This is a genomic window from Bacillus sp. AR13-1, assembly GCF_008042285.1.
Taxonomy (GTDB): Bacteria; Bacillota; Bacilli; order Bacillales; family Bacillaceae_G; genus Bacillus_A; species Bacillus_A mycoides.
Genome location: NZ_QNUA01000034.1, coordinates 112,198 through 135,377, shown reverse-complemented (window position 1 = coordinate 135,377; position 23,180 = coordinate 112,198). Strand labels below are relative to the sequence as shown.

Sequence of the window (23,180 nt, the reverse complement as noted above, 5' to 3'; positions counted from 1 at the left end):
AAGTATCCTTTTTCTATTTTACGGATTTTGTGAAAAGAGGTAGTATTTATTTATATAAGTATATTTGAGATTGTGGATCAAAAAGGAGTTCAGAGATGGTTAAAATTATGATTGTTGAAGATGATATGAAAATTGCGGAGTTATTATCAACATATGTTGCGAAATACGGTTACCAAGGAATTATTGTAACGGATTTTCAAAATGTGTTAGACATATTTTTAGAAGAACAACCGGAGTTAGTTTTATTAGATATTAATTTACCAAGTTTTGATGGTTACTATTGGTGTCGTCAAATTCGCGGGGTTTCCACATGTCCGATTTTATTTATTTCGGCCCGTGAAGGTACGATGGATCAAGTTATGGCGTTAGAAAATGGTGGCGATGATTTTATTCCGAAGCCGTTTCATTATGAAGTTGTAATGGCGAAAATTCGTAGTCATTTAAGACGTGCTTATGGAGACTATGCACCGAAACTAGAAGAACGAATGATTGAGCAACAAGGTCTTAGTTTATATCCCGAAAGACTTGTATTAAAACTTAGGAACCAAGAGATTGATATAACGAGAAACGAAGCCATTTTATTAGAGATGTTAATGAAAAACTATCCGCGTGTTGTGAGTAGGGAAGTATTATTAAATAAATTATGGGATAGTGAATCTTATGTTGATGATAATACATTAAGTGTAAATACAACACGTGTGCGTAAAAAGTTAAAAACGTTACAAATTGAAGGAGCAATTGAAACAATTCGTAGTGTTGGATATAGATTACATATTACTTGGGATAATGGTATGGAAAAATGATAAGGTTATTTATACGTGATCATATACCACTTATTTGTTTTACTGCGATCCAACTACTAGCCATATTCTTAGTTTATTGGTTTGATGGGCATAATCATATTTCAACGGCATTATATGCAATGTTTTTAGGTGCTTTTTTTATGGTAAGTTATTTAGTATTTCGTTATTTTACACATCGTTCTTTTTATGAACGTTTAGCAAATCCGTTGCAATCTTTGGATGAATCTGTTCAAAAATCTGATTTTGCAGTTTTATCTACTGCTCTCCAAGATTTGCTCGAAGTACAATATCGACATTATCAAAATCAGCTCCAGTTACAAGAGAGGAAAAATAATGATCATTTAACCTTTATGAATCAGTGGATTCATCAAATGAAAACACCTTTATCTGTAATAGAATTAATTACACAAGATGAAGTGGATTCACGTTTTGAAAGTATTAATGAGGAAACAGATAGGTTAAAAAAGGGGTTAGAGATGGCACTGTATGTCGCCCGTTTAGAAGCATTTACACAAGATTTTTATGTAGAAAGAGTACAACTACATAAAATAGTGAATGATTCCGTGCATGAACATAAACGCTTTTTTATTCGGAATTTTGTATACCCAGAGCTTGAAATTGATAAGAGTATTACTGTAGAAAGTGATGCGAAGTGGTTACAATTTTTAATTGGACAAATAATATCGAATGCGATTAAATATTCATCAGGTAGTAGAGAAAAGATTAAAGTGAAAGCATGTAAGGAAGGTAATACAGTTGTACTTGAAATTACCGATAGTGGCGTAGGGATACCGAAGCAAGATTTACCAAGAGTATTTAAACCTTTCTTTACAGGAGAAAACGGTAGAGATTTTAAAGAATCAACAGGAATGGGATTATATCTTGTATATGAAATTACGAAACAATTAGGACATAGTGTAGGAATCCATTCAGAGGTTGGTAAAGGTACCGTTGTACGAATAATATTTTTTAATGTGTAAAAAGTGATTCAGGCTAAAGAACTTTTAAGATAAGTTTTTTAGCCTTGTTTTGTAATACTGATACAATTTGAGAATGTAAAATTATTTACATAAGAGAAGATAAACTCAACTGAAAAGGAAAAAGAACAACTAGTCATACACATGCTTTTTAGTAATAAAAGTGCTTTTTGGGTAATTGATAATGACTGGGGGATTGAAATGGATATTCGTAAAATGAAATATTTCATAACAGTGGCAGAAGAATTAAACTTTAGCCGTGCGGCAGAACGTCTTATGATGGCACAACCGCCTTTAAGTCAAGAAATTCGAAAGTTGGAAGAAGAATTAGGTGTTCAACTTCTTCACAGGACAAAAAGGATGGTTGAACTTACCGATGCGGGGAAAATCTTTTTAGAAGGTGCGCGACAAACGTTACTTCAAGTAGATAGAACCGTTAAAGAAACACAGCTCGCGGATGAAGGGAAGATCGGGCATTTAATCATTGGTTTTGTCGATTCTACAGAAACAGTTATAGACATATTAAAAACATTTCGAGAACGATTTCCTAAAATACAGCTTATATTACGCGAGATGACAACAGACCAGCAAATAAAAGCGCTCTATGAAAAACAAATTCACATTGGATTTATTCGTTCTAAGCAGAATAATGAAATATTGTCTTCCGAAGTTTGTTCTAAAGAACGTTTAAAATTGGTTTTACATGAAAATCACGCATTAGTTTCGTTACCTAATATTTCTATTAAAGAACTAGTAGATGAACCATTTATTTTATTTCCTCGTCATTTCGGTACTAACTTTTATGATTTAATTATTAGTTACTTTTGGGAACATGGAGTAAGTTTAAATATTGTTCAAGAGGCGATCCAAATGCAAACGATTGTGAATTTAGTTGCTACAGGAATGGGAATTTCTGTCGTTCCATCATCGGTGGAAAGTTATAAAAAATCGTGTGTCATGTATAAAGACATTCAAGAAAATACACCGAAAATAAATTTATATGTTGGATGGAGACAAGATGAAAAGTCTGTCGTGTTAGAGAACTTCTTAACAGTTGTTAGAGAGGTTTATGCGACTTCACAATTTGAATTTGAAAAGTAAAAGCCCATCTTGATAGGATGGGCAGTGGAAATTTGGAAAGGGAAACTTCTATTTTTATTTTAAAGTCACTGATGATTCAACCTGTTTTACTCGGATCGTACTCAACGAAACCTTTTAGTACGCTATCAATTTGATCCATAATTTCAGGTTGCAATTTAACACTAGAAGCAATTACGTTTTCTCTTATTTGCTCCGGGTTTGAAGCGCCAATAATTGCAGAGGAAACAGCTGGATTTTGTAGTACCCAAGCAACTGCGAGTTGTGGTAGGGTAAGATTAGTTTCTTGCGCGATGGGATTGAGTTTCTGAATTGCAGTGAGTACATCATCACTCATCCAACGTTGCACGAGTTTGTGGAAAAATGGTTTACCAGCATCTGAATTAGCACGTGATTGAGTCGGCAAGGGTTTACCAGGTTGATATTTTCCTGAGAGAATACCTTGTGCAAGGGGAGACCAAACAACTTGACCAAGCCCCTCACGTTGACCGGTTGGTATTACATCAGTTTCAATAACACGCCACAACATCGAATATTGAGGTTGGCTAGCGATAAGTGGAATGTTCAATTCTCGTGCAAGTGCTGCACCGCGGGTAATTTGTTCTGATGTCCATTCACTTACGCCTAAGTAAAGGACTTTACCTTGTCTTACAAGATCAGCAAAAGCTAACATCGTTTCCTCAAGGGGAGTTGTTGAGTCAAATCTATGTGCATAATAGACATCAATGTAGTCTGTCTGCAACCGCTGTAACGATGCATTGCAATTTTCTATAATATGTTTTCTCGATAATCCACGATTATTTTTTCCAGGTCCGGTCGGATGGCATACTTTTGTACATAGTTCTATACTTTCTCGTCGTATACCTTTCAAAGACCGGCCAAGTACTTCCTCGGCTATCGTGTCCGAATAAACATCAGCAGTATCGAACGTTGTAATTCCAACATCCAGTGCGGCTTTCACACAATCATTTGCAATATCTTCATTTACTTTCCCGCCATGGTTTATCCAGTTCCCATATGCAATCTTACTTACTGTTAATCCACTGTTTCCTAGTTTGCTAAACTCCATTGTAGTATCCTCCTTTTAAAATGATATCTTCATTATAAGAACTGAAATTTAATATGTATAATATATAATTTATTGGAGAGTTATATAAAAAATATATAAGAGGGAGTGCTTAGAAGTTTACTGGTAGGGAAATATAAAGCAAGAAGTACAACAAATGTTGTTTGTGCTTGATCGATCTGAAGTGTAGAAATGATAAATAGACCTAAAAGAAAGCAATCCTTTTAAACGGCACATATAATTACATTTACTCATACAGTACTACTATGGTACAATATGGTTACTAACGACGGAAAGGAATGATGGGTGGACGATGATTAACTAATCTTATTTTTAAATGTTGAAATTAAATAAATTTCAATTTATAAAAAATAGGATTAGTCTGCCCAATTTCCATACAGTAGTATTGCTATTTATTTTGCGTAATAGCTTATTTGGGTATAAATATTTTAATGACTAATCCTGCCAAATTAATTTGGGAGGATTTTTTTGTTCTCCCTTAATGAAAGGGATCGGTAATATGAAAGAACTTTTAAAATTAAATGATGTTTATGTTGAAATAATGGAAAATACTTTATTAGAGAAAATGAATGTTACAGTAAAACAAGGGGATGTTATCGGATTAGTTGGTAAAAATGGTGCTGGTAAATCAACGTTACTTCAATTAATAAATGGGAAGATTGAGCCATCAAAAGGAATTGTTGAGTGGCAGCAAATGAATATGACAACAGCATATGTTGAACAAGAAATAGAATCTTTTATTAGTAATGATGTGATTGCAAAAGAAGCAGAGCTTCTTGCAAAATGGGGCGTGCCAACGAACGATTTTCATACTTTAAGTGGTGGTGAAAAGCTGAAAGTTCGGTTAGCAAAAGGATTTGCGGGAAATCCTAATGTCTTAATATTAGACGAACCGACAAATCATTTAGATGAGATGAGTACGGAATTTCTCATTAAGCAAATAAAAAATATGAAGGGTACAGTTATCGTTGTATCGCATGATCGATACTTTTTAGATGTTGTCGCAACTAGAATATGGTCAATTGAGGATAAGAAATTAATTGACCATATCGGTAATTATACGAGTTATATGAAAGCACGTGAGCATAAAAGAATGACGCAGCAGCGTGAATATGAAAAACAGCAAAAAAAGATAGAACAAGTAGAAACACATATAAAAGAATTGAGTTCATGGTCACAAAAAGCGCATGCACAGTCTACAAAACAAGAAGGTTTTAAAGAGTTTTATCGTGTAAAAGCGAAGCGAACGGATGCACAAGTTAAATCAAAACGAAAACGTCTTGAAAAAGAGCTTGAAAAATCGAAAGTAGAACGAGTTAAAGAAGAGTATTCAGTTGAGTTCTCTATTCAAGCGAATAAAAAAGTAGGAAAACGCTTTTTAGAAGTGAAACAATTGAGGAAAGAATTTAATGGACGAACATTATTTGAAAACGTTAATTTTACAATCCAGCACGGTGAGAAGGTTGCGATTATTGGACCAAACGGTTGTGGGAAAACAACATTACTGAAGATGATTATGGAAACAGAAACTGCTGAAGGAGAAGTATGGCTTTCACCATCTGCAAACATCGGTTATTTAACACAAGAAGTATTTGATTTACCACTGGATAAAACACCAGAAGATTTATTTTTTAAAGAGACATTTGAAGAAAGAGGAAAAGTCCAAAATTTAATGAAACATTTAGGATTCCAAGCTTCTCAATGGAAAGAGCCGATTGAGCATATGAGTATGGGGGAACGAGTAAAATGCAAGTTAATGGCTTATATTTTAGATGAAAAAGATGTACTTATTTTAGATGAACCGACGAATCACCTTGACCTCCCTTCACGTGAACAGCTTGAAAATACATTAGCTGAGTATAATGGAACACTCGTTATAGTTTCTCACGATCGATATTTTCTAGAGAAAACAACTAACACGAAACTCGTGTTTTCAAATAATACGATACAAAAGCAGCTAGAGGAACCTATTAAAACAAGAGATGATATTGAAGAGCTACGTTTAACGCTAGAAACAGAGCGACAAGAAGTATTAGGTAAATTAAGTTTCTTAACTTCTAACGATAAAGAATATAAAGAACTTGATGCACGATTTATAGAACTTACGAAGCAGATTAAGGCGCTTTAATATAATTAAGGGGGATTAACATGGGAGAAGAGAGTTCGACTAATTTATTTAGAATAGACTGTGGAGATATATACTTGCAAGAGTTTACTATCAAAGATGCGGAGAGTATTTATAAACTATCGAATCAACCGGAAATAGAACAGTTTTTACCAGACTGGAAATCAACGAAAGAACAAAGGGTTGACTGGGTTATTAATGATGAAATACCAGCAAATAAAGCATTTCTTAATGCAGTGAAAAATACATGTAACATAGATGATCATATATTAAAGCTAGGAATATTTAATAAAGATACAAATGAATTTATTGGATGGTGCTGCACAAGCATTAAAGAAGAACTCCCTTCACCAAATAGAGAAATAATGTATGCTATTTCAAGCGAGTATCAAAACAATGGTTACGCTACGAAAGCGACTAAAGGGTTAATTGATTATTTGTTTAAAAATACAAATGTAGATGTCCTCAACGCAATTGCTTTAATTAACAACGTACCATCAAATAAAGTTATTGAAAAATGTGGATTTACTTATATGAGCCAACAAACGATAGAAAACCAACTATATAATCATTATTTATTGAGCAAATCAGAGTGGATAAAAAATATTGCTCTTTAAAAGGAGTTATAATGGAATGAAATGATTTTAAAAAAGCTTAGAGCTAAAACTCTGAGCTTTTTTATGTACTATTTACTTTTGGATTATACTTATGAATTATAAGTTATTATTCATCGTTTTGAAGTTCTATAGTTATTCTTTATAATATATTTTATGTTGCTAATAAAGAATACAAGGAATACAGCAACTTTTAATGATGATAATCGTTTCTTAAACCCACTTTTATTTATATATTTAATAGGCTTACAAGGTGTCCTGGCAACCAGAAATAAGTAGCATTGTATTTTATGCTACTATATAGATATTATAAGATGAATAATCGTTAATTATAGTTTGAAAACAGTTTTGTTATCAGTTTTTTTAGAAATCTTACAAGCGTGTAAGATAAATGAAAGATGAATCAATATGTGCTATAAGACAATTCATTTACACTATATTGTGAGAAGTGCAAATGAAGGGAGAATATAAATGGAAATTCTACATGCAAAAAGTATTAGTAAAGTATATAAAGGGAAAGTACCTTTTAAAGCATTGGTAGATATTGATTTATCAATTCAAGAAGGTGAATTTATAGGGATTATGGGGCCATCAGGGAGCGGGAAAACAACGTTATTAAATATGGTATCTACTATCGACTCTCCAACATCGGGAGAAATATTAATAAATGGTACAAATCCTTTCCAGTTGACATCAGATAATTTGGCTTTATTCCGTAGGAAACAATTAGGATTTGTTTTTCAATCATTTAATTTACTTAGCACACTTACAGTAAAGGAAAATATCGTATTGCCGATGACATTAGATGGTGTTTCTGTACAAGAAATGAACAAACGAGTTGTAGAAATTGCAGAGAAATTAAATATTACAGATATATTGAGTAAAAGAACTTTTGAAATTTCAGGGGGGCAAGCTCAAAGAACAGCAATTGCTCGTGCAATTGTTCATAAGCCGCAATTATTACTTGCAGATGAACCAACAGGGAATTTAGACTCTAAATCTTCAAATGATGTAATGGAGATGCTAGATACTTTGAATAAAGAAGAAAAAGCTACGATGATGTTAGTTACACATGATCCGTATGCAGCGAGTTTTTGCAGCAGAGTCATATTTATTAAAGATGGTCAACTATATAACGAAATTTATTGTGGTGAAAGTAGGCAAGCATTTTATCAAAAGATTATGGATGTCCTTTCTTTGTTAGGAGGGAAAAGGCATGACTTTTCGTCAGTTCGCATTTAATAATATTTTTCGTAATAAGCGTACATATGCAGCTCATTTTTTAAGTAGTGCATTTTCTATTATGATTTTCTTTACGTATGCTCTTTTATTATTTCATCCTGATTTACAAGGTGAGTTGAAATCGACAAGTGCAACAATAAGTGCATTTGGTACATTGGGATTTTCAGTTTCGCAAGGCTTGATTTTTGTATTTTCATTTTTCTTCATTCTATATTCAGTTAGTTCATTTTTAAAAACGCGTAAGAAAGAATTTGGGATATTAATGATGCAAGGTATGTCAATGAGACAGCTTAAGAAATTATTATTAATTGAAAATATGTTGATTGGACTTGGCTCAATTTGTATAGGAATTCTAATTGGGCTCGTATTTTCTAAACTAGTTTTATTGATAAGCGCAAGTGTATTAATGATTAGTAATGGTTTGCCTTTTTATATACCAGTGCAGGCCGTATTATTAACAGTCATCACATTTCTTTTATTATTTTTAATTGTTTCGCTCGTTACATTTAAAATGATAAAAGTAACAGAACTTGTGGAACTTATACAAGCAGAGGAAAAGCCAAAGCCAGAACCGAAAGCATCAATTTTATTATCGCTACTTTCTTTAATTAGTATAGGGTATGGATATTTTTCAGTATTTCGCTTTATCCCAAGTACTAATTTTATTACGCTTGGAATAGGGGTGCTCCTAGTAATTATAGGAACGTACTTTTTATATACACAGTGTAGCGTTTATATATTGCACCTTGCGAAAAGGAGAGAATCTTTCTTTTTAAAGAGAACAAATATATTAACATTTTCTGAATTAATTTACCGTATGAAAGATAATGCAACGATGTTTTTTATAGTATCTATTGTTTCAGCAGTTGCATTTACAGCGATTGGTACAACAGCTGCAATTGGAAATAGGGATTTGGTAAGGATGACAAATCCCTATACATTTTTGTATGGAAGTTTTGAAAACGACAAAGTATTAAATAAAAATCTTTCTATTATAAAAAAACACCTTTCTGATGCTAATATTCCGTATCGAATGGCTTCATCTTCATATATATACACGGAAAATGGTGTAGATGTAATGAAGTTAAGTGAATATAACGATCTTGCTAAAGCACTAGGCTATCAACAAGAAACAATCGAAAAAGAAGATGAAATTTTATTAATTCCTGGAGTCGTATCACAAAAACAAGAATTTAAAAATGGCGAGTATAAAAAGAATATAGAAGTCATTCAAGGAGATTGGACAAAGACATTTCATGTGAAAAAAGCCGTAGAAAATTTAGTTTTACCACATGATTCTAGAACTATTTATATCGCTGTTAAAGATCAGGTATATGATGGAATACCTCTTACTAGTGACCCAGTTAATAAAGACATTCAATATCGTACTTACGGATTTGTTGTAGACGATTGGATGAAAACGAAGGGAATTTCAAACGAATTAATTAGTAGATTTGAGAAAGATACTAGAGTAGGTAATTTTCAATTTCGGGCTTTAACTATAGATTTGTTAAGTGCAAAGCAAACGAATGGATTATTACTTATGGCAAGTGTTTTAGTCGGAATCGTCTTCTTCACATTCGCTGCTAGTTTTATTTATTTCCGATTATATACTGATTTGGATCGCGATCAACAGCAATATAAAATGATTTCGAAAATGGGATTAAGTAAACGAGAATTAAAAAAAATTGTAACGAGACAGTTATTATTAATGTTCTTCTTACCGATTGTTGTTGCAGTGATTCATACTGTAGTCGCTTATACGGCATTACAGCAATTAGTCGATTTTTCTATAATTAATAGCTCTATCGTTATTTTAATTTCATTTATATGTATACAAGTATTATATTTCTTTATAACCCGTTGGCGTTACCTGCAAAAGCTTTATAAGGTTATGGAGCAATAGAGTTTATTAGCTTGTAAGACTACATTAAAGTATGTGGAAAAAATGAACTGTATGATGAAAGGAAACGCGATGAAAAGAACTTTAACTATTTTTATGTTAACGATACTACTATTAATAAGTTTTAGTGCATGTTCTAAAAAGGAGAATCCATTTCCTGCAAACGGTTTATTAATCATTGGAAATGAAAATAAAATTTCACCAATTATTAATCGTTATCAAGAAATTACGAAAGAAAATGAAGTGTTTTCTGTGAAAACAGGTACTTATGGAAACGGACAGGTATTAATTTTAAATGAGTCTACAGCACAAGCATTGATTAAAGCTAAAGTTTTCCGTAAACGAGATAATGGCTCCAATTTTATGCCTGTAAATACGTTACCGAAATTCCCAAAAGAGGGTTCTCTACTGTTTGCACAAGAAGACGAAAAGACTTTGAAAAGTATTAAATTAGAAGGAAAAGAGGTCCCTGTCATATACAATAGTGACGCTTGGATAGGTAACAAGCGTAATTATCCAACGCAATGGTATGTGATTGTATCCAAAAATAATATATATAAGGAAATAAAAGCAAATGAAACAAAAATGCATCTTCTTCAATTAAAAAAATCTTTAGGTGACGAAAAACCTAAAATGTCGACAGATAATACATTGGTTAATGAAAATGTAAAAGTAAGAAAGCTAATTAAAGATTTTGAGGGAGAAGTATCAGTTCAGTTTTTAACGATTGAAGAAAAATCTTAAAAAAGAGTTCAAGGTTGATAAAGTTTCTATCAACCTTGAACTCTTTTTAGTTATAGACCTTGAACTCTTTTTAGTTATAGACCATTCAGATAACATAGTTTACATGACTTCATTTAATCGAGTCTCGCTCGTTTCTTCAATCGCATTTGAATGTTGAACCGAACCATTTTGAGATTCCTTTTCTTTACGAAATTTCTGTAACATTTCTAAAATCATCCATAAAGGTACACCTTTGTCTTTTAGCATTTTCCATAAGTCTAATTCGCTAAATTTATGATCCGCTTGTTTCATTTCTTGTTCAGATGTACGAATATCAAATTTGATTAGATCATTAGATTTCTTATCTTCATGCTTAGTAGAAGAGATAGTATTATGCTCAAGATTAGATGGGGTTATTTTAGAAGGTTGAGCTAATGTATGAATGTTTAATCCGACTTGCATGCTTTTTTCCTCCTTTTCAAGCAATGAAATTAGTTTTCTTATGATTTTTAAATCCATTTAACATGAGGAAACTATATTTAATTATAAATTCAAATAATCAGATTTACAAGTTGTGTTATAAAAAGTAAATGCTTACTAGAATTAATATTTATCAACATTTGTATATGTTTTCTATATATACAACGTATATAAAATACTTTACATTATGTTTAAGTTGCAAACTAATTTTGTGTTTTTTTTCAAAGATAAATGTAAACGTTTTATTGAGGGGGAGAAAGTATGGGGAAATTATTTTTAAAAGTATGTTTTTTCGCATTAGTGACTGTTTGTTCATTCGCAGCGAAAACAACATACGCTGAAGAGAGACAACAAAATAATTATCCTATCATTTTAGTGAATGGATTTGCTGGATGGGGTAGAGAGGAAATGCTAGGGGTAAAATATTGGGGTGGTGTTCATGATATACAAGAAGATTTAAAAAGAAATGGTTATACAGTACATACTGCAGCTGTTGGACCAGTTTCTAGTAACTGGGATCGTGCATGTGAATTATATGCGCAAATTAACGGTGGAATAGTAGACTACGGTGCGGCACATGCTGAGAAACATGGACATAATCGTTTTGGTAGAACTTATAGTGGATTTGCACCGAATTGGAGTGAAACAAATAAAGTTCATTTAGTTGGGCATAGCATGGGTGGACAAACGACAAGAACATTAGTGCAGTTATTAAAAGAAGGAAGTTATGAAGAAAAAGATTATGTGAAAAATCATCCGAACACAAAGATATCACCACTATTTGAAGGTGGCAAATCGTATGTTCATAGTGTTACAACTTTAGCAACTCCTCATAACGGTACAACACTTGCGGACGGAAGTCTTCTGTTGCCGTTCGTTAAAGATTTACTCATTACAGCTGCAAGTTTAGGTGGAAACAATAATTTATCATTATATGATTTTAAATTGGATCAATGGGGTATAAAAAAGAATGCCGGAGAGTCCTTTTTCCAATATACTGATCGTATTTTAAATAGTTCAATTTGGGAAAATACAAAAGATATAAGTCAATGGGATTTAAGTACTGATGGAGCAAAGGAGTTAAATAATTGGGTAAAGACGCAATCGGATGTATATTACTTATCTTATAGTGGACATGCATCGCAAGCAGCACCAATAACAGGTTTACATTTACCTCATATAACGATGAATAAAGTGTTAATGGGTAATGCATTTTTCTTAGGTTCCTATGCAAGATATGAAGAGAATCGAACATTAATAGATACTTCTTGGTGGCAAAATGACGGTGTAGTAAATACAAATTCTATGATTGCGCCTTCGTCTAATATTGCTGCAAATGATAATGAGTCTTTACAGGTTGGAAAATGGAATCATATCGAAACGAAAGCAAATTGGGACCATCTTGATATGGTAGGATTAAGCGTTTCAGACACGTTAGGTTTTTCTAACATTCAAGAGTTTTATAGAACAATTGCAGAAAAATTATCACGGTTACCGAAATAGATAATAATAAAGCGCTCTCGATGGAATTCGAGGGCGCTTTATATTATATTGAAAGAGGGATTTGGTATAAAAATATGGGGGGATATTATGAAAATTCAAATTGTATTATCAGGATATGGGACAGTAGGAAGAGAGTTTATAAAATTATTAAATGAAAAATATTTATATATAAATGAAACATATGGAATTGACTTAGTTGTTATTGGAGTGATAGGAAGAAATATTGCAATACATAACGGGAAAGGTTTGCAGATTAATGATTTATTGACGTATGGTGATGGTTCTGCTGCAATTGAAAAATATATCGAACATTATCCAGAGGAACGCGGAACGATTAATATAAATGGTACTGTATTGGTTGAATCAACTGCTACAAATCTTAAAAATGGAAATCCAGGGAAACAGTATATGAAACAAGCTATTGAAAATCAAATGGATATAGTAGCTATTTCAAAAGGTGCACTTGTTACAGCTTGGAGTGAACTGAATACAGCAGCACCTATTTCAGGCTCACGCATTCGATATAGCGGTGCAACTGCCGCTGCGTTACCGACATTAGACATTGGACAACTAAGTTTAGCAGGTTGCCATATTGAAAAAATAGAAGGAATATTGAACGGGACAACAAATTATATTCTTACAAAGATGCATGAAGCATATAAGACGTTTGAAGAAGCATTGCAAGAAGCACAAAATAAAGGAATTGCGGAGACTAACCCGTTATTAGATATAAGCGGGATGGATAGCGCTTGTAAATTATTACTTTTGACGAATAGTTTAATGGGAAACGATTATTCACTCAAAGATATAAAAATAAACGGAATAGAGCACGTTACAACGCAACAAATTCAAAATGCAAAGGAACAAAATAAATCAATTAAATTAATTGCATCAGCATATAAAGATGATAATGGAAAAGTAAACCTTAGTGTACAACCTTGTAATTTAGAGAAAGAACATCCGTTAGCAAATATAAATGGCACGGAAAAAGGAATTACGTTCTTTACAGATACAATGGGACAAGTCACTACAATTGGTGGAGCTTCTAATCCACGCGGAGCTGCAGCAGCTGCTTTAAAAGATGTAATCAATTTATATCGAAATGATTTATAGGCTTTATAACCGTACCGCTATTAATAAAAAATACATATATAGTGGACCTTTTGAGAATGAAATAAATATGCAAAAATAATTGCAGGGGGTAAGAAATTGTTTAAAGATTTTAAAGTTGTAAAAGATCGTCCCGTTTATATTCAATTAAAGGATTATTTAAAAAAGATGATTATGAAAGGGCATTTGTTGGGGGACCAAAAAATCCCATCAACAAGGGAACTAAGTGAATTATTATCAGTGAGCAGAAATACAGTACTCTCTGCATATGCGGATTTAGAACAAGAAGGACTCATTTATGCAGTTAAAGGAAAAGGAAATTTCGTTGCGAAGGTGGATATAAGTAACACCTCGTCTGTTGAAATAGATTGGAAAAATAAACTTAATACAGTTACCACATTAGCGGATGAATTAGACTTAATGAAGCATGGAGTTCGCTGGGAAAAAGGAATGATTGTTTTTAATAGTATAGCCCCGGACGAAAAGCTATTTGATGTTGAAAATTTCAAAAGAGCTTTTCTTACTCGTATGTCCATTGAAGGGGATATCGTATTGAACTACGGATATGCAAAAGGTTATAGACCGTTAATGAATTATTTACTTCATTACATGGAAATGAAAGGTGTAGATATTTCGAACAAAGATATTCTAATTACAAATGGATTTACAGAAGGATTAGATATTGTGTTATCTTCTTTATCGAAGAAATCAGGGCGTGTTATTTGTGAGAACCCAACTCACCATGCTGCATTGAAGCTTTTTCGTTTACATGGACTTGAAGTTCATGGAATTAATATGAATGATGATGGTATTGATACGAATGAAGTAGAAAAAAGTTTGCGTGAAAAGGATTTTGATTTCGCGTATTTAATCCCTTCTTATCATAATCCAACTGGTATTGTTACGAGTTCGGAGAAAAGAACGGAATTGATGAGGTTATTTTCAAAATACAAGATCCCTATTATAGAGGATGGGTTTAATGAAGAATTACGTTATTCGGGTTCACATTTATCGCCATTATTAACTTTTGCAGGGGCTGGTAATAATGTGATTTATATTAGTAGCTTTTCAAAGGTACTTTTCCCTGGTTTACGTGTAGGTTGGATCATTGCAGATAAAGAACTGATACATTATTTAGAAAGTGTTAAAAGAGCCAGAACCATTCACACATCTACGTTAGATCAAGCTGTTCTGTTTCAATATTTACATGAAGGGTATTTTGAAAAATATTTAAAAAAAGCAAGATCTGTTTATAAGAAAAAATATGAGTTAGCTGTTGGGGCGTGTAATCAGTACATTCCGTTTAAAAGAATGACTGGAGACGGTGGACTTCATTTGTTTATAGAGTTGGAAGAAAAAATTCAAGCCCGCACACTTTTACAAAAGTGTTATGAGAAAAGAGTTACGTTTTCTCCTGGAGATGTTTTTTACTCTGATGGAGGAGGAGCGAACACATTCCGATTAGGATTTTCACGTTTGAAAGAACAGGAAATTGTTAGCGGGATTCAAATAATTGGTGAAACTTTAAAAAATGAAACTTGGAGTTGAGAAAATGAGAATTGGCGTTATTATGGGAGGAGTATCCTCTGAAAAACAAGTATCAATTATGACTGGGAATGAAATGATTGCACATTTAGATAAGAGTAAATATGAAATCGTTCCAATTACGTTAAATGAAAAAATGGATTTAATTGAAAAAGCGAAAGACATTGATTTTGCATTGCTAGCATTACACGGAAAGTACGGAGAAGATGGTACAGTTCAAGGGACGCTAGAGAGTTTAGGTATTCCTTATAGCGGTAGCAATATGTTATCTAGCGGTATATGTATGGACAAAAATATTTCGAAAAAGATTTTGCGTTATGAAGGAGTAGAAACACCAGATTGGATTGAACTTACAAAAATGGAGGATCTAAAGCTTGAGGAGTTAGATAAATTAGGATTTCCGTTAGTGGTAAAACCAAACTCTGGCGGCTCAAGTGTTGGAGTTAAGATTGTCTATGATAAAAATGAATTAACCTCTATGCTGGAAACTGTATTCGAATGGGATTCTGAAGTAGTAATTGAGAAGTATATAAAAGGTGACGAGATTACATGTTCAATTTTTGATGGGCAACAGTTACCTATCATTTCGATTCGACATGCTGCTGTGTTCTTTGACTACAATGCAAAATATGATGATACTAGTACAGTTGAAGAAGTTATCGAACTTCCAGCTGAAATAAAGGAACGTGTAAATAAAGCGTCACTGGCTTGTTATAAAGCATTAAAATGTAGTGTTTATGCAAGGGTTGATATGATGGTGAAGGAAGGAATTCCATATGTAATGGAAGTTAATACATTACCAGGGATGACACAATCAAGTTTACTGCCAAAAAGTGCGGAAGCAGCGGGAATTAATTATAGCAAACTATTAGATATGATAATTGAAACTTCATTAAAAGTAAGGAAAGAAGAAGGTTTTTAAGGTAGTTATATAATTAATTCTTTTGACAGTTCCACGAATTATGCTATGATAATTACAATACGACAACTAAATATTTGTCCACTAGGGGGGCCTTTTATAGGCTGAGATCAGATGAAATTTTGAGACTCTTAGTACCTGATCTGGTTAATGCCAGCGTAGGGAAGTGGGAAAGACGTTGCTATTTAACGAATAAATACTGTCAATTTCACTTTCTTTACGCCCGTAAAGAAAGTTTTTTTATTTTACAGCTTTAATAATTGTGGATAAATACGTATATTTTTTACATTATTTGGAGGGGATTAAATGACTTTTTCACAATCATTACGTAAAGAAGTAGATTCAATTTGGGAAGCAAGTTTTAACCATCCTTTTGTAAAAAAACTAGGCGAAGGAACATTAGATTTAGCTAGTTTTCGATATTATGTGCTTCAAGATTCTTATTATTTGAGTCATTTTGCTAGAGTACAAACGTTAGGTGCTGCAAAGGCTCTTGAATTAGAAACGACAGCTCGTATGGCACACCATGCACAAAATACGTATGAAGCTGAGTTATCATTACATGAGAATTTCGCAAAGAAATTAGGGATTACAAAAGAAGAAAAAGATAATTTTATTCCTGCGCCAACTGCATATGCATATACATCTCATATGTATCGTGCAGCTTATGAAGGGCATTTAGGAGATATTATTGCGGCTATTTTACCTTGTTATTGGTTATATTATGAAATCGGTGAACGATTAAAAGAATGTCAACCAGAAGAGCCAATTTATCAAGAATGGATTTCTGCATATGGATCTGATTGGTTCCGTACTCTAGTAGAAGAGCAAATCACACGATTAGATACGATCGCTGAAAAAGTAACAGAGGCAGACCGTAATCGTATGAGACAACATTTTATTTTTAGTAGTCAATATGAATATTCATTTTGGGAAATGGCATATACATTAGAAAAATGGCCGGTGAATGAAGAAGTTAAAGGTGTTATTTAATTAAGAGTGTATAAAGGGTATCGCTATATAAAGAGGCGATACCTTTTATTATATTTAGTTTCTGTAATTTTTTTGTAAATCGTAGATAAAAAATATAATAATTCATTATAATGATTTTATAATATAAAGTCCCATAAGGAGGTAGTTATATGTTAATAGTTACTTTATATTAATTTGATTTTAATAATGTTTTATTTGTATAACTAAATGTAATTTAGCTATTTCCTTTAATGTGCTTGGTTAAAAATTGATTCGTTAATGCTTAAAAAATTGGTATCTTTTCTAGTATTACTCATGATCAATATAAATTAAGAGAGGAAGTATTAATAATATGGAAAAATTACAGTTATTAGCATTTAAAAATATAGTAGAACCCCTCTATAATGAGAAAGTATCGTATATTTATTTTCCTATTGAATGGCTTGAGATTGTAGAGATACATTATAGAACATTTTTATTAACGAGCAAATTAAAACTTGTAAATGAAAGATTGTATGAAATGTTTTCTGATATATTATTCATTCAGCATAATCCATATATATTAAAGGAAGATACGCCCTGGATTGTAGCAAAAGAACCAATGAAACAAGAACAGTTAGACTATATTTTCCAAAGCTGGTATGAGGTTATTCATGATTGGAAACCTAATAAATTAATAGATCCACCACATTTAGAATGGCAGTATGATTTAATTAGTAATTTACCAGCATTACATGATAAAAAAACGTTTTCTAAATGGGTACCAGCTCTAATTACTCATATTTTTTGCGAACAGCCTTTACGTATGGAAAATAAAAATGAGGAAGAAATATATTTTTCACCACTGCGATCACAACATGTTTCTGAAGCGATGTCTGAGCCAATTAAAGATGAAGAAACACATGATTATTTCTCTTATGTATATCGGTTTGAATACGTAACTCGTGGAGGTGAGAATATTCCGCTATTAAAAGTATCTGTAGGGATTAGGAGGTTTTATCAACAATATAATCATAAAGATATCCCTATACTTTTAGGGCGAAAGCGGAGCCAAATACTGATTTCAACTCCTGAATTTGAATCAAATAATAAAAAGCAAAGATTTGTAAAGTTAAAAGTACAACAAGCTGTAAAAGGAATAAAGTGGATTAAACGTTTTAGAAATTTAAAAGATGATTATAGGATAGGGGGAGAAGTTAAATTAGAGAACATTCTCCAATGTCCGAAAGAGTATATTAGAGGAACAAAGATAAGAGTGCTTCTTCCATATAACGAAAATATATATAAAGTTCAAGGAACAAAAATAAAATTTGGTATAAAAGTAAGAGAAAAAGAGGAACTTTTTAATGAATTCCAACGAATATGCCCATATTTCACGTTACTTCCAGAATGTGAAAATGTATTAACTAATAATGAGAATGAGTTATTACCTTTATTTGCCCCAAAGGGATTAGACTCAATTACGTTAGAAGTATGGTCAGATGATATAGTAATAGAGATAGAACAAGCGTTATTAGATAGCAAAATAGTTTTAGCTCAAAACGGAGATTCCTCCTATGTATTAAATGCAGACAATCCGGTGTTGTTAAAAATAGTAAGATATAACATTAGGAAATTGTTACAAAATCCATATAGAATGCAATATAGCCATAAAAACAAAAAGAAACTAGTAGACGATGTCGTAAAAGCTGTACATGCTACGGCAGGTGAGCAAAATGAAATGAAATTAGCATTAATTGCAATAAAAAATTGTGATGGTCGCGAAAAAATTAATCCAAAGCAAATTATTCGGGAAGGATTCGCTCAAACGGAACGTATTTCAGCATTTATTAATTTATTTATCGGACAAAGTGTATCTAAAAAAGAAATTATTAATGCCATTCTTAGTTTGTTAGAACAAAAGGGGTTCTTAAAGTGTAGTTGGAATAAGATAAAATTACCGGGGATAATTGTAAATTTATCAATTGAGAAAATGTCTAAATATGATTTCTTACCTATTTTTTCAAAAATAAATGGGAGAGAAATATTATATAAATTATATGGTCAAGAAGAATGGGGCACAATTGATCATACTTTATTAAATATAGGTAATAATAAAGTGTTTTTACCACAACCATCAAAAAGGAATGATATAGGAGTCAGTTTTAAACAATTTATGTCAGAAACATTAGTTGAAATTTCACAAGATGCACATAAACAAAATAAAGAAGTTTATTTTATTGTAGATGCCAATATGAGGAAATATTGGATAGAGGAATTGCAAAATAAAAGCGTTAATATTGGGGTTTCACCTGAAATAATCTCAAATTTAAAAGAGGATATAAACATAATTAGAATTAATACTAACTCAGATGTACCGAACTATATTGTTAGAGACCAAGAACATGTTATGAATGAAACGAGATTATTTGTAGATCAAATGGGAATTTACTATAGCACGGCTGCATACGAATTAGATTGTAATGAGATAGTACAGCAGTACATACTCGAAGTTATCCCGCTTGGTGTAAAATCTGAAGAGAGAGAAGAAATCGCCAAAATGATACATTACATGTGCTTTAAATCAACCTTGCTCTCAGAACAAAATACTCATAATACGTATGTAATGCATATGGTTAAATTAATTAAAAATTATACTACCGATATTGATTCAAGGGAGTTTAAAGAATTCAATGACGAATTAGATGAAGATGTAATAATTTTAGAAAAAGAAGATACATTGATATTAATATAAATAATAGTGTACAAATCCTGCTAGTAATAATGAGCAGGATTTGTCATTTTTTCATGTAAATAAGGCTATCCTTTGTCATGTATCTTTTCTTTTACGTATTTACTTTATTTACATACAGGATTAAGATGTTTTTTAGAAATACAAAAACTACATCATATGGAAAAGCGATTTTTATTAATTGAAAAGAAAATTTGAAAGGAATGGGGAATTGTGAAGAAATTAGATGTATTATTAATGCTACTGAGCGGCCTCTTTCCAATTGCAGGAATGTTAAAGCAAATCCCTCTTGAACAATCTTTATTTATTGGAGGACTTTTATTTTTTACTAGTTTCGGTAGTTACTTTGCGAAAAAGATATATTCACGTATATGTAGCTGGATAGCGTATGCACCATTTATAACATTACTGTTAGTCATTTGGAATCAGGATATTTCAATAAGTTCAATAATAGCGAACGCGAAAATCGCCGCTTGCATTGCGTTAATTCCGTGTTTATTCCGGTTTCGTACATACGGGCTTACTTTGGGCTTATTCTCATTATGGACCGCCTTACTATGGGATATAAAAGAAGTACAGTCGTTAGTCATACTTGAGCGTATGACTAGTTTAATGACAAGCCATTACTTATATATTCTCCTTTTAGTTGGAGGACTTATATTAGGTGGATTACTTGCGATGTTATTACATCGAAAAGAAAAAGATAATAAAGTTGAAAATACAAATATATTTAAACAAAAAAAGAAACGCAACAAACCAACATTTAAAATTCGTATTCCTAGATTACCAAAGTTTAAGATAAAATTATTAAAGTTTGGTGGGAAATCTTCTAAACGAAAAACACCAGAAACAATTTATGAGCGTAATTATGATGAACCGGCTCAATCAAATCAAATGATAGAGCAAGAACCGCAATATAAAGTAGAAGCTATCCAAGGACAAACAAGGATGGAACGTCGAAGAAATAGGCATAATGCATAGTAAAATTAGTTAACCCCTTAATGATTTATCGTAGAATTGATAAATCATTAAGGGGTTTTATATATTCCTCTGTGTGCTTTTTTATCTCTCACATGTTTATTAGCAATTATCCAGTGAAATATATAAACTACTAGTAGTTACATAATACATTTTAGTAATGAGAAGAAATTAATACTTAACAAATCTTTATGGCGGTTTCTGGGTAATCAGAAACTGCCTATTTTATATGGTTGCAAACATCGACTATTTGGAAAATCCCTTTGTTTTATTTGATGGAGATATAGTACCGCATATTGGTCATTCTTATTTAGGGCTATTTATTTCGATGAAGAGGATAGAGTGATTCGAAGCAGTCAAAAAAGAGCGTATGAAATATAAATAAAAAAGGACAAGCAGTCGTACCTACTGTCCATTAAAGGAGAAACACATTTTGGTTTAGAACTACGAATAAACAGAAAATCTGCTTGTAATTATTGTTAACCTAAGTGTATTTATCTATACAATAAAAAAGGGATAAGTAAAATATACTTATCCCAAGAAAGGAAATTCAAAACACCAAAATGGCTCGTATTGGTCTACAGGTTCAAAACTAGTATATGTAAAATATAAAATCTCATACACAAAGCAGACAGCAATTTTAGTTGTCTGCCAGTTAGTCGAATGAGTTAGTCAATTGTGATAATTTGCTTTCCCATTACAAGAAGAGTGAAGTTGATAGTTCAAACAGCTTGTAGGTAGTGTTTACGATGTTTTTAAAAATATACAGAGAAAGCAGATAAGTGAAGAACCTATCTGCTTCGCTGTAACAAAAGAAAGAAGTACCAGCCGTGGATACAGCGGCTTGAAAATAGTATGTATTGTTTTTTTGAAAAGTATTCAAGGAGTGAAGTCTCGTGGAATATATTCTATATGGTGTATATGAAATCACTCAGTTAATCAGTGAAGCAAAGGGGAAAAAAATAATGAATATCACACAATTACGTGGAATATAAAAGAGGCTAACTAATCGAAAGCACTAAATATGGCGATCAAGGTAGCCTTGTAGATGAATGATATGAGACTAATAAAAGAATAAAGAACTCAAGTCACATACGAAATTGACGATATCATCGAGCGAAAAGATAGACGTTGTTATTACAGTCATTCAGCTAATGAATAAAGCGTGCCCAACTGGTGAAGAGTTACACCAGTTGGATAGATCCCTTGATATACAGCCGAAAAAAAGAGGTGGACAAGAAAAAATACCGATTTGGGAAGATAAAGAAGAAGTGGACAAGTGAAGGGAAACGGTATGAGAGAAATTAAATAGGATGAAGAAAATGCCTGAAACCGTTGACGTGAAAGTTATGTCGGATGATGAGTTTCTAAAGAAATATAAGGGCACATTTAAAAAGGAAAGACACCAATTCAAAAACTACTATAAAGATTGCAAACAGAAACATAACGGTTTGTTATAGAAATTTCATTTTGGTCAGATAGATTTTTGTTTGGAGTTTTAAGACTGTTGCATTTTTTTTATTTTTTTTGTTCCCAAAACACAACTAATAATTGCAAGTAATGCACTTGAGGAGATGAAATTTACGGTCCAATAAATTCCTGTTCCAGTAATTAAGTCGATAATTACAAATTTTTTAATTGCCGAACTTTTTATTGTATGAAAAACAAATTGATTGTTATTGTTATCCAATGTTGTCACGTCCCTTATCTTTTTTAAAACATATGACAAGGTATGCTTGTTCTAGTCATTTAATCTCAAGAGAATGATAAAGAACCATAAAAAGAACAGCTAGCAAAAGCTAGCTGTTTCATAAATCAAAAACAAAAAATCAGATTGGTTTTGAAAAATGATTGAGACGAATTATTTAAAATGTTGTAGAGAATTTAGTAAGTCATTATGGATACGTAATAAGGTTTGGATATCTTCTTCAGACAGTTGTTCTAGTGCTAGTTCCATTGCTTTATAAGAAGTAGAGTTTTCAATGGATCTCTTAGATATTTCTTGTCCTTTTGTTGTTACTTTTAATTGTATTTCTCTACGATCTTCATGTGATTGTTTTCGCTCAATTAATCCTAAATTAACTAACTCATCTACATTTACACTCGTTGTGCTTTTAGGAACTGAAAGGCGTTCTGAGATATCTTTAAGAGTAGTATTAGGAGTTGCATAAATTGAATTTAAGATGCCCATTTGTTGAACTGTTAATCCTAACGTAGAAGCGTTTTGATGAGTAAACTTTATAATTTCTTTGTTTATTTTTACAAATGAATGGACAATTTCACTGGCTTGTTTGATACCTTGTTTATGTAGACTCAAAGTAATAACTTCCTTTCATTTTAAAATAATTCAACTCGAAATTGTTCATTGCT

General features: G+C 32.1%; 21 protein-coding genes and 1 riboswitch. Of the genes, 17 read left to right on the top strand and 4 right to left on the bottom strand.

Translation table 11 applies throughout. From position 1 onward, the window contains the following. The first annotated feature begins 95 nt into the window (after positions 1–95). The 3 genes from DN408_RS22320 (at position 96) to DN408_RS22310 (ending at position 2,881) form a co-directional block, all read left to right on the top strand. Complete coding sequence (locus tag DN408_RS22320; RefSeq protein ID WP_002127681.1) at positions 96–803, top strand: response regulator transcription factor; 708 nt, start codon at positions 96–98, stop codon at positions 801–803. Next, positions 800–1,783, top strand: a complete 984-nt coding sequence (locus tag DN408_RS22315; RefSeq protein ID WP_002127680.1) for a sensor histidine kinase — start codon at positions 800–802, stop codon at positions 1,781–1,783. The genes DN408_RS22320 and DN408_RS22315 overlap by 4 nt, the downstream gene beginning before the upstream one ends. Positions 1,784–1,981: 198 nt before the next feature. Next, on the top strand, positions 1,982–2,881 hold the full coding sequence (locus DN408_RS22310; protein WP_016127083.1) for a LysR substrate-binding domain-containing protein: 900 nt from the start codon (positions 1,982–1,984) through the stop codon (positions 2,879–2,881). Between the two features lie 76 nt (positions 2,882–2,957). Here the strand turns inward: DN408_RS22310 and DN408_RS22305 are convergent, their stop codons facing one another. Further along, positions 2,958–3,947, bottom strand: coding sequence for an aldo/keto reductase family protein (locus DN408_RS22305; protein ID WP_147740403.1), 990 nt, complete (start codon positions 3,945–3,947; stop codon positions 2,958–2,960). A gap of 517 nt (positions 3,948–4,464) precedes the next feature. Here DN408_RS22305 and abc-f point away from each other — a divergent pair. The 5 genes from abc-f to DN408_RS22280 all read left to right on the top strand — a co-directional run bounded on the left by abc-f (position 4,465) and on the right by DN408_RS22280 (position 10,593). Continuing rightward, the gene (gene abc-f / locus DN408_RS22300) at positions 4,465–6,093 is read left to right on the top strand and encodes a ribosomal protection-like ABC-F family protein (protein WP_078178690.1); all 1,629 of its coding nucleotides are present in this window, start codon (positions 4,465–4,467) and stop codon (positions 6,091–6,093) included. A gap of 20 nt (positions 6,094–6,113) precedes the next feature. Further along, a complete protein-coding gene (locus tag DN408_RS22295; RefSeq protein WP_147740402.1) occupies positions 6,114–6,707 on the top strand; it encodes a GNAT family N-acetyltransferase in 594 nt (197 codons plus the stop codon). A 468-nt stretch (positions 6,708–7,175) separates the two neighbouring features. Further along, positions 7,176–7,946 (top strand): ABC transporter ATP-binding protein, encoded by a 771-nt coding sequence (locus DN408_RS22290; RefSeq protein ID WP_002127673.1) that lies wholly within the window; start codon positions 7,176–7,178, stop codon positions 7,944–7,946. Then, positions 7,921–9,852: an ABC transporter permease gene (locus tag DN408_RS22285; RefSeq protein WP_002168255.1), complete on the top strand. Its 1,932-nt coding sequence runs from the start codon at positions 7,921–7,923 to the stop codon at positions 9,850–9,852. Before DN408_RS22290 ends, DN408_RS22285 begins: the two co-directional genes overlap by 26 nt. 69 nt (positions 9,853–9,921) lie before the next feature. Beyond that, entirely contained in the window at positions 9,922–10,593 is a 672-nt protein-coding gene (locus DN408_RS22280) for a lipoprotein BA_5634 family protein (RefSeq protein ID WP_002127671.1), read from the top strand. Positions 10,594–10,692: 99 nt separating this feature from the next. Here the strand turns inward: DN408_RS22280 and DN408_RS22275 are convergent, their stop codons facing one another. Then, positions 10,693–11,034 (bottom strand): DUF3914 domain-containing protein, encoded by a 342-nt coding sequence (locus DN408_RS22275; protein ID WP_002127670.1) that lies wholly within the window; start codon positions 11,032–11,034, stop codon positions 10,693–10,695. A 279-nt stretch (positions 11,035–11,313) separates the two neighbouring features. Between DN408_RS22275 and DN408_RS22270 the strand changes: the two genes are divergently transcribed. From DN408_RS22270 to DN408_RS31595, 9 genes are all read left to right on the top strand, one after another. Further along, positions 11,314–12,555, top strand: coding sequence for an esterase/lipase family protein (locus tag DN408_RS22270; RefSeq protein WP_002127669.1), 1,242 nt, complete (start codon positions 11,314–11,316; stop codon positions 12,553–12,555). An 87-nt stretch (positions 12,556–12,642) separates the two neighbouring features. After that, entirely contained in the window at positions 12,643–13,668 is a 1,026-nt protein-coding gene (locus tag DN408_RS22265) for a homoserine dehydrogenase (protein WP_147740401.1), read from the top strand. Between the two features lie 96 nt (positions 13,669–13,764). Next, a complete protein-coding gene (gene pdxR / locus DN408_RS22260) occupies positions 13,765–15,213 on the top strand; it encodes a MocR-like pyridoxine biosynthesis transcription factor PdxR (RefSeq protein ID WP_078179098.1) in 1,449 nt (482 codons plus the stop codon). 4 nt (positions 15,214–15,217) lie between these two features. Then, positions 15,218–16,132, top strand: coding sequence for a D-alanine--D-alanine ligase (locus tag DN408_RS22255; RefSeq protein WP_002185707.1), 915 nt, complete (start codon positions 15,218–15,220; stop codon positions 16,130–16,132). 73 nt (positions 16,133–16,205) lie between these two features. After that, a riboswitch (TPP riboswitch) is annotated at positions 16,206–16,311 on the top strand. A gap of 124 nt (positions 16,312–16,435) precedes the next feature. Next, positions 16,436–17,122 (top strand): thiaminase II, encoded by a 687-nt coding sequence (gene tenA, locus DN408_RS22250; protein WP_002032475.1) that lies wholly within the window; start codon positions 16,436–16,438, stop codon positions 17,120–17,122. 331 nt (positions 17,123–17,453) lie between these two features. Further along, complete coding sequence (locus DN408_RS22245) at positions 17,454–19,835, top strand: pPIWI_RE module domain-containing protein (protein ID WP_147740400.1); 2,382 nt, start codon at positions 17,454–17,456, stop codon at positions 19,833–19,835. 210 nt (positions 19,836–20,045) lie between these two features. Further along, a complete protein-coding gene (locus DN408_RS22240) occupies positions 20,046–20,813 on the top strand; it encodes a DUF3959 family protein (RefSeq protein WP_002013140.1) in 768 nt (255 codons plus the stop codon). Positions 20,814–21,910: 1,097 nt separating this feature from the next. Continuing rightward, complete coding sequence (locus DN408_RS22235; protein WP_033708104.1) at positions 21,911–22,093, top strand: hypothetical protein; 183 nt, start codon at positions 21,911–21,913, stop codon at positions 22,091–22,093. Between the two features lie 39 nt (positions 22,094–22,132). Continuing rightward, positions 22,133–22,270 carry a hypothetical protein gene (locus DN408_RS31595; RefSeq protein WP_002127659.1) on the top strand — a complete coding sequence of 46 codons (138 nt, stop codon included), beginning with the start codon at positions 22,133–22,135 and terminating at the stop codon, positions 22,268–22,270. Positions 22,271–22,308: 38 nt separating this feature from the next. Here DN408_RS31595 and DN408_RS32195 read toward each other — a convergent pair whose 3' ends face one another. Together DN408_RS32195 and DN408_RS22225 are read right to left on the bottom strand one after the other, a co-directional pair. Next, positions 22,309–22,500, bottom strand: coding sequence for a hypothetical protein (locus tag DN408_RS32195; RefSeq protein WP_000369808.1), 192 nt, complete (start codon positions 22,498–22,500; stop codon positions 22,309–22,311). 171 nt (positions 22,501–22,671) lie between these two features. Then, on the bottom strand, positions 22,672–23,127 hold the full coding sequence (locus DN408_RS22225) for a MarR family winged helix-turn-helix transcriptional regulator (RefSeq protein WP_078179265.1): 456 nt from the start codon (positions 23,125–23,127) through the stop codon (positions 22,672–22,674). Positions 23,128–23,180 lie beyond the last annotated feature (53 nt).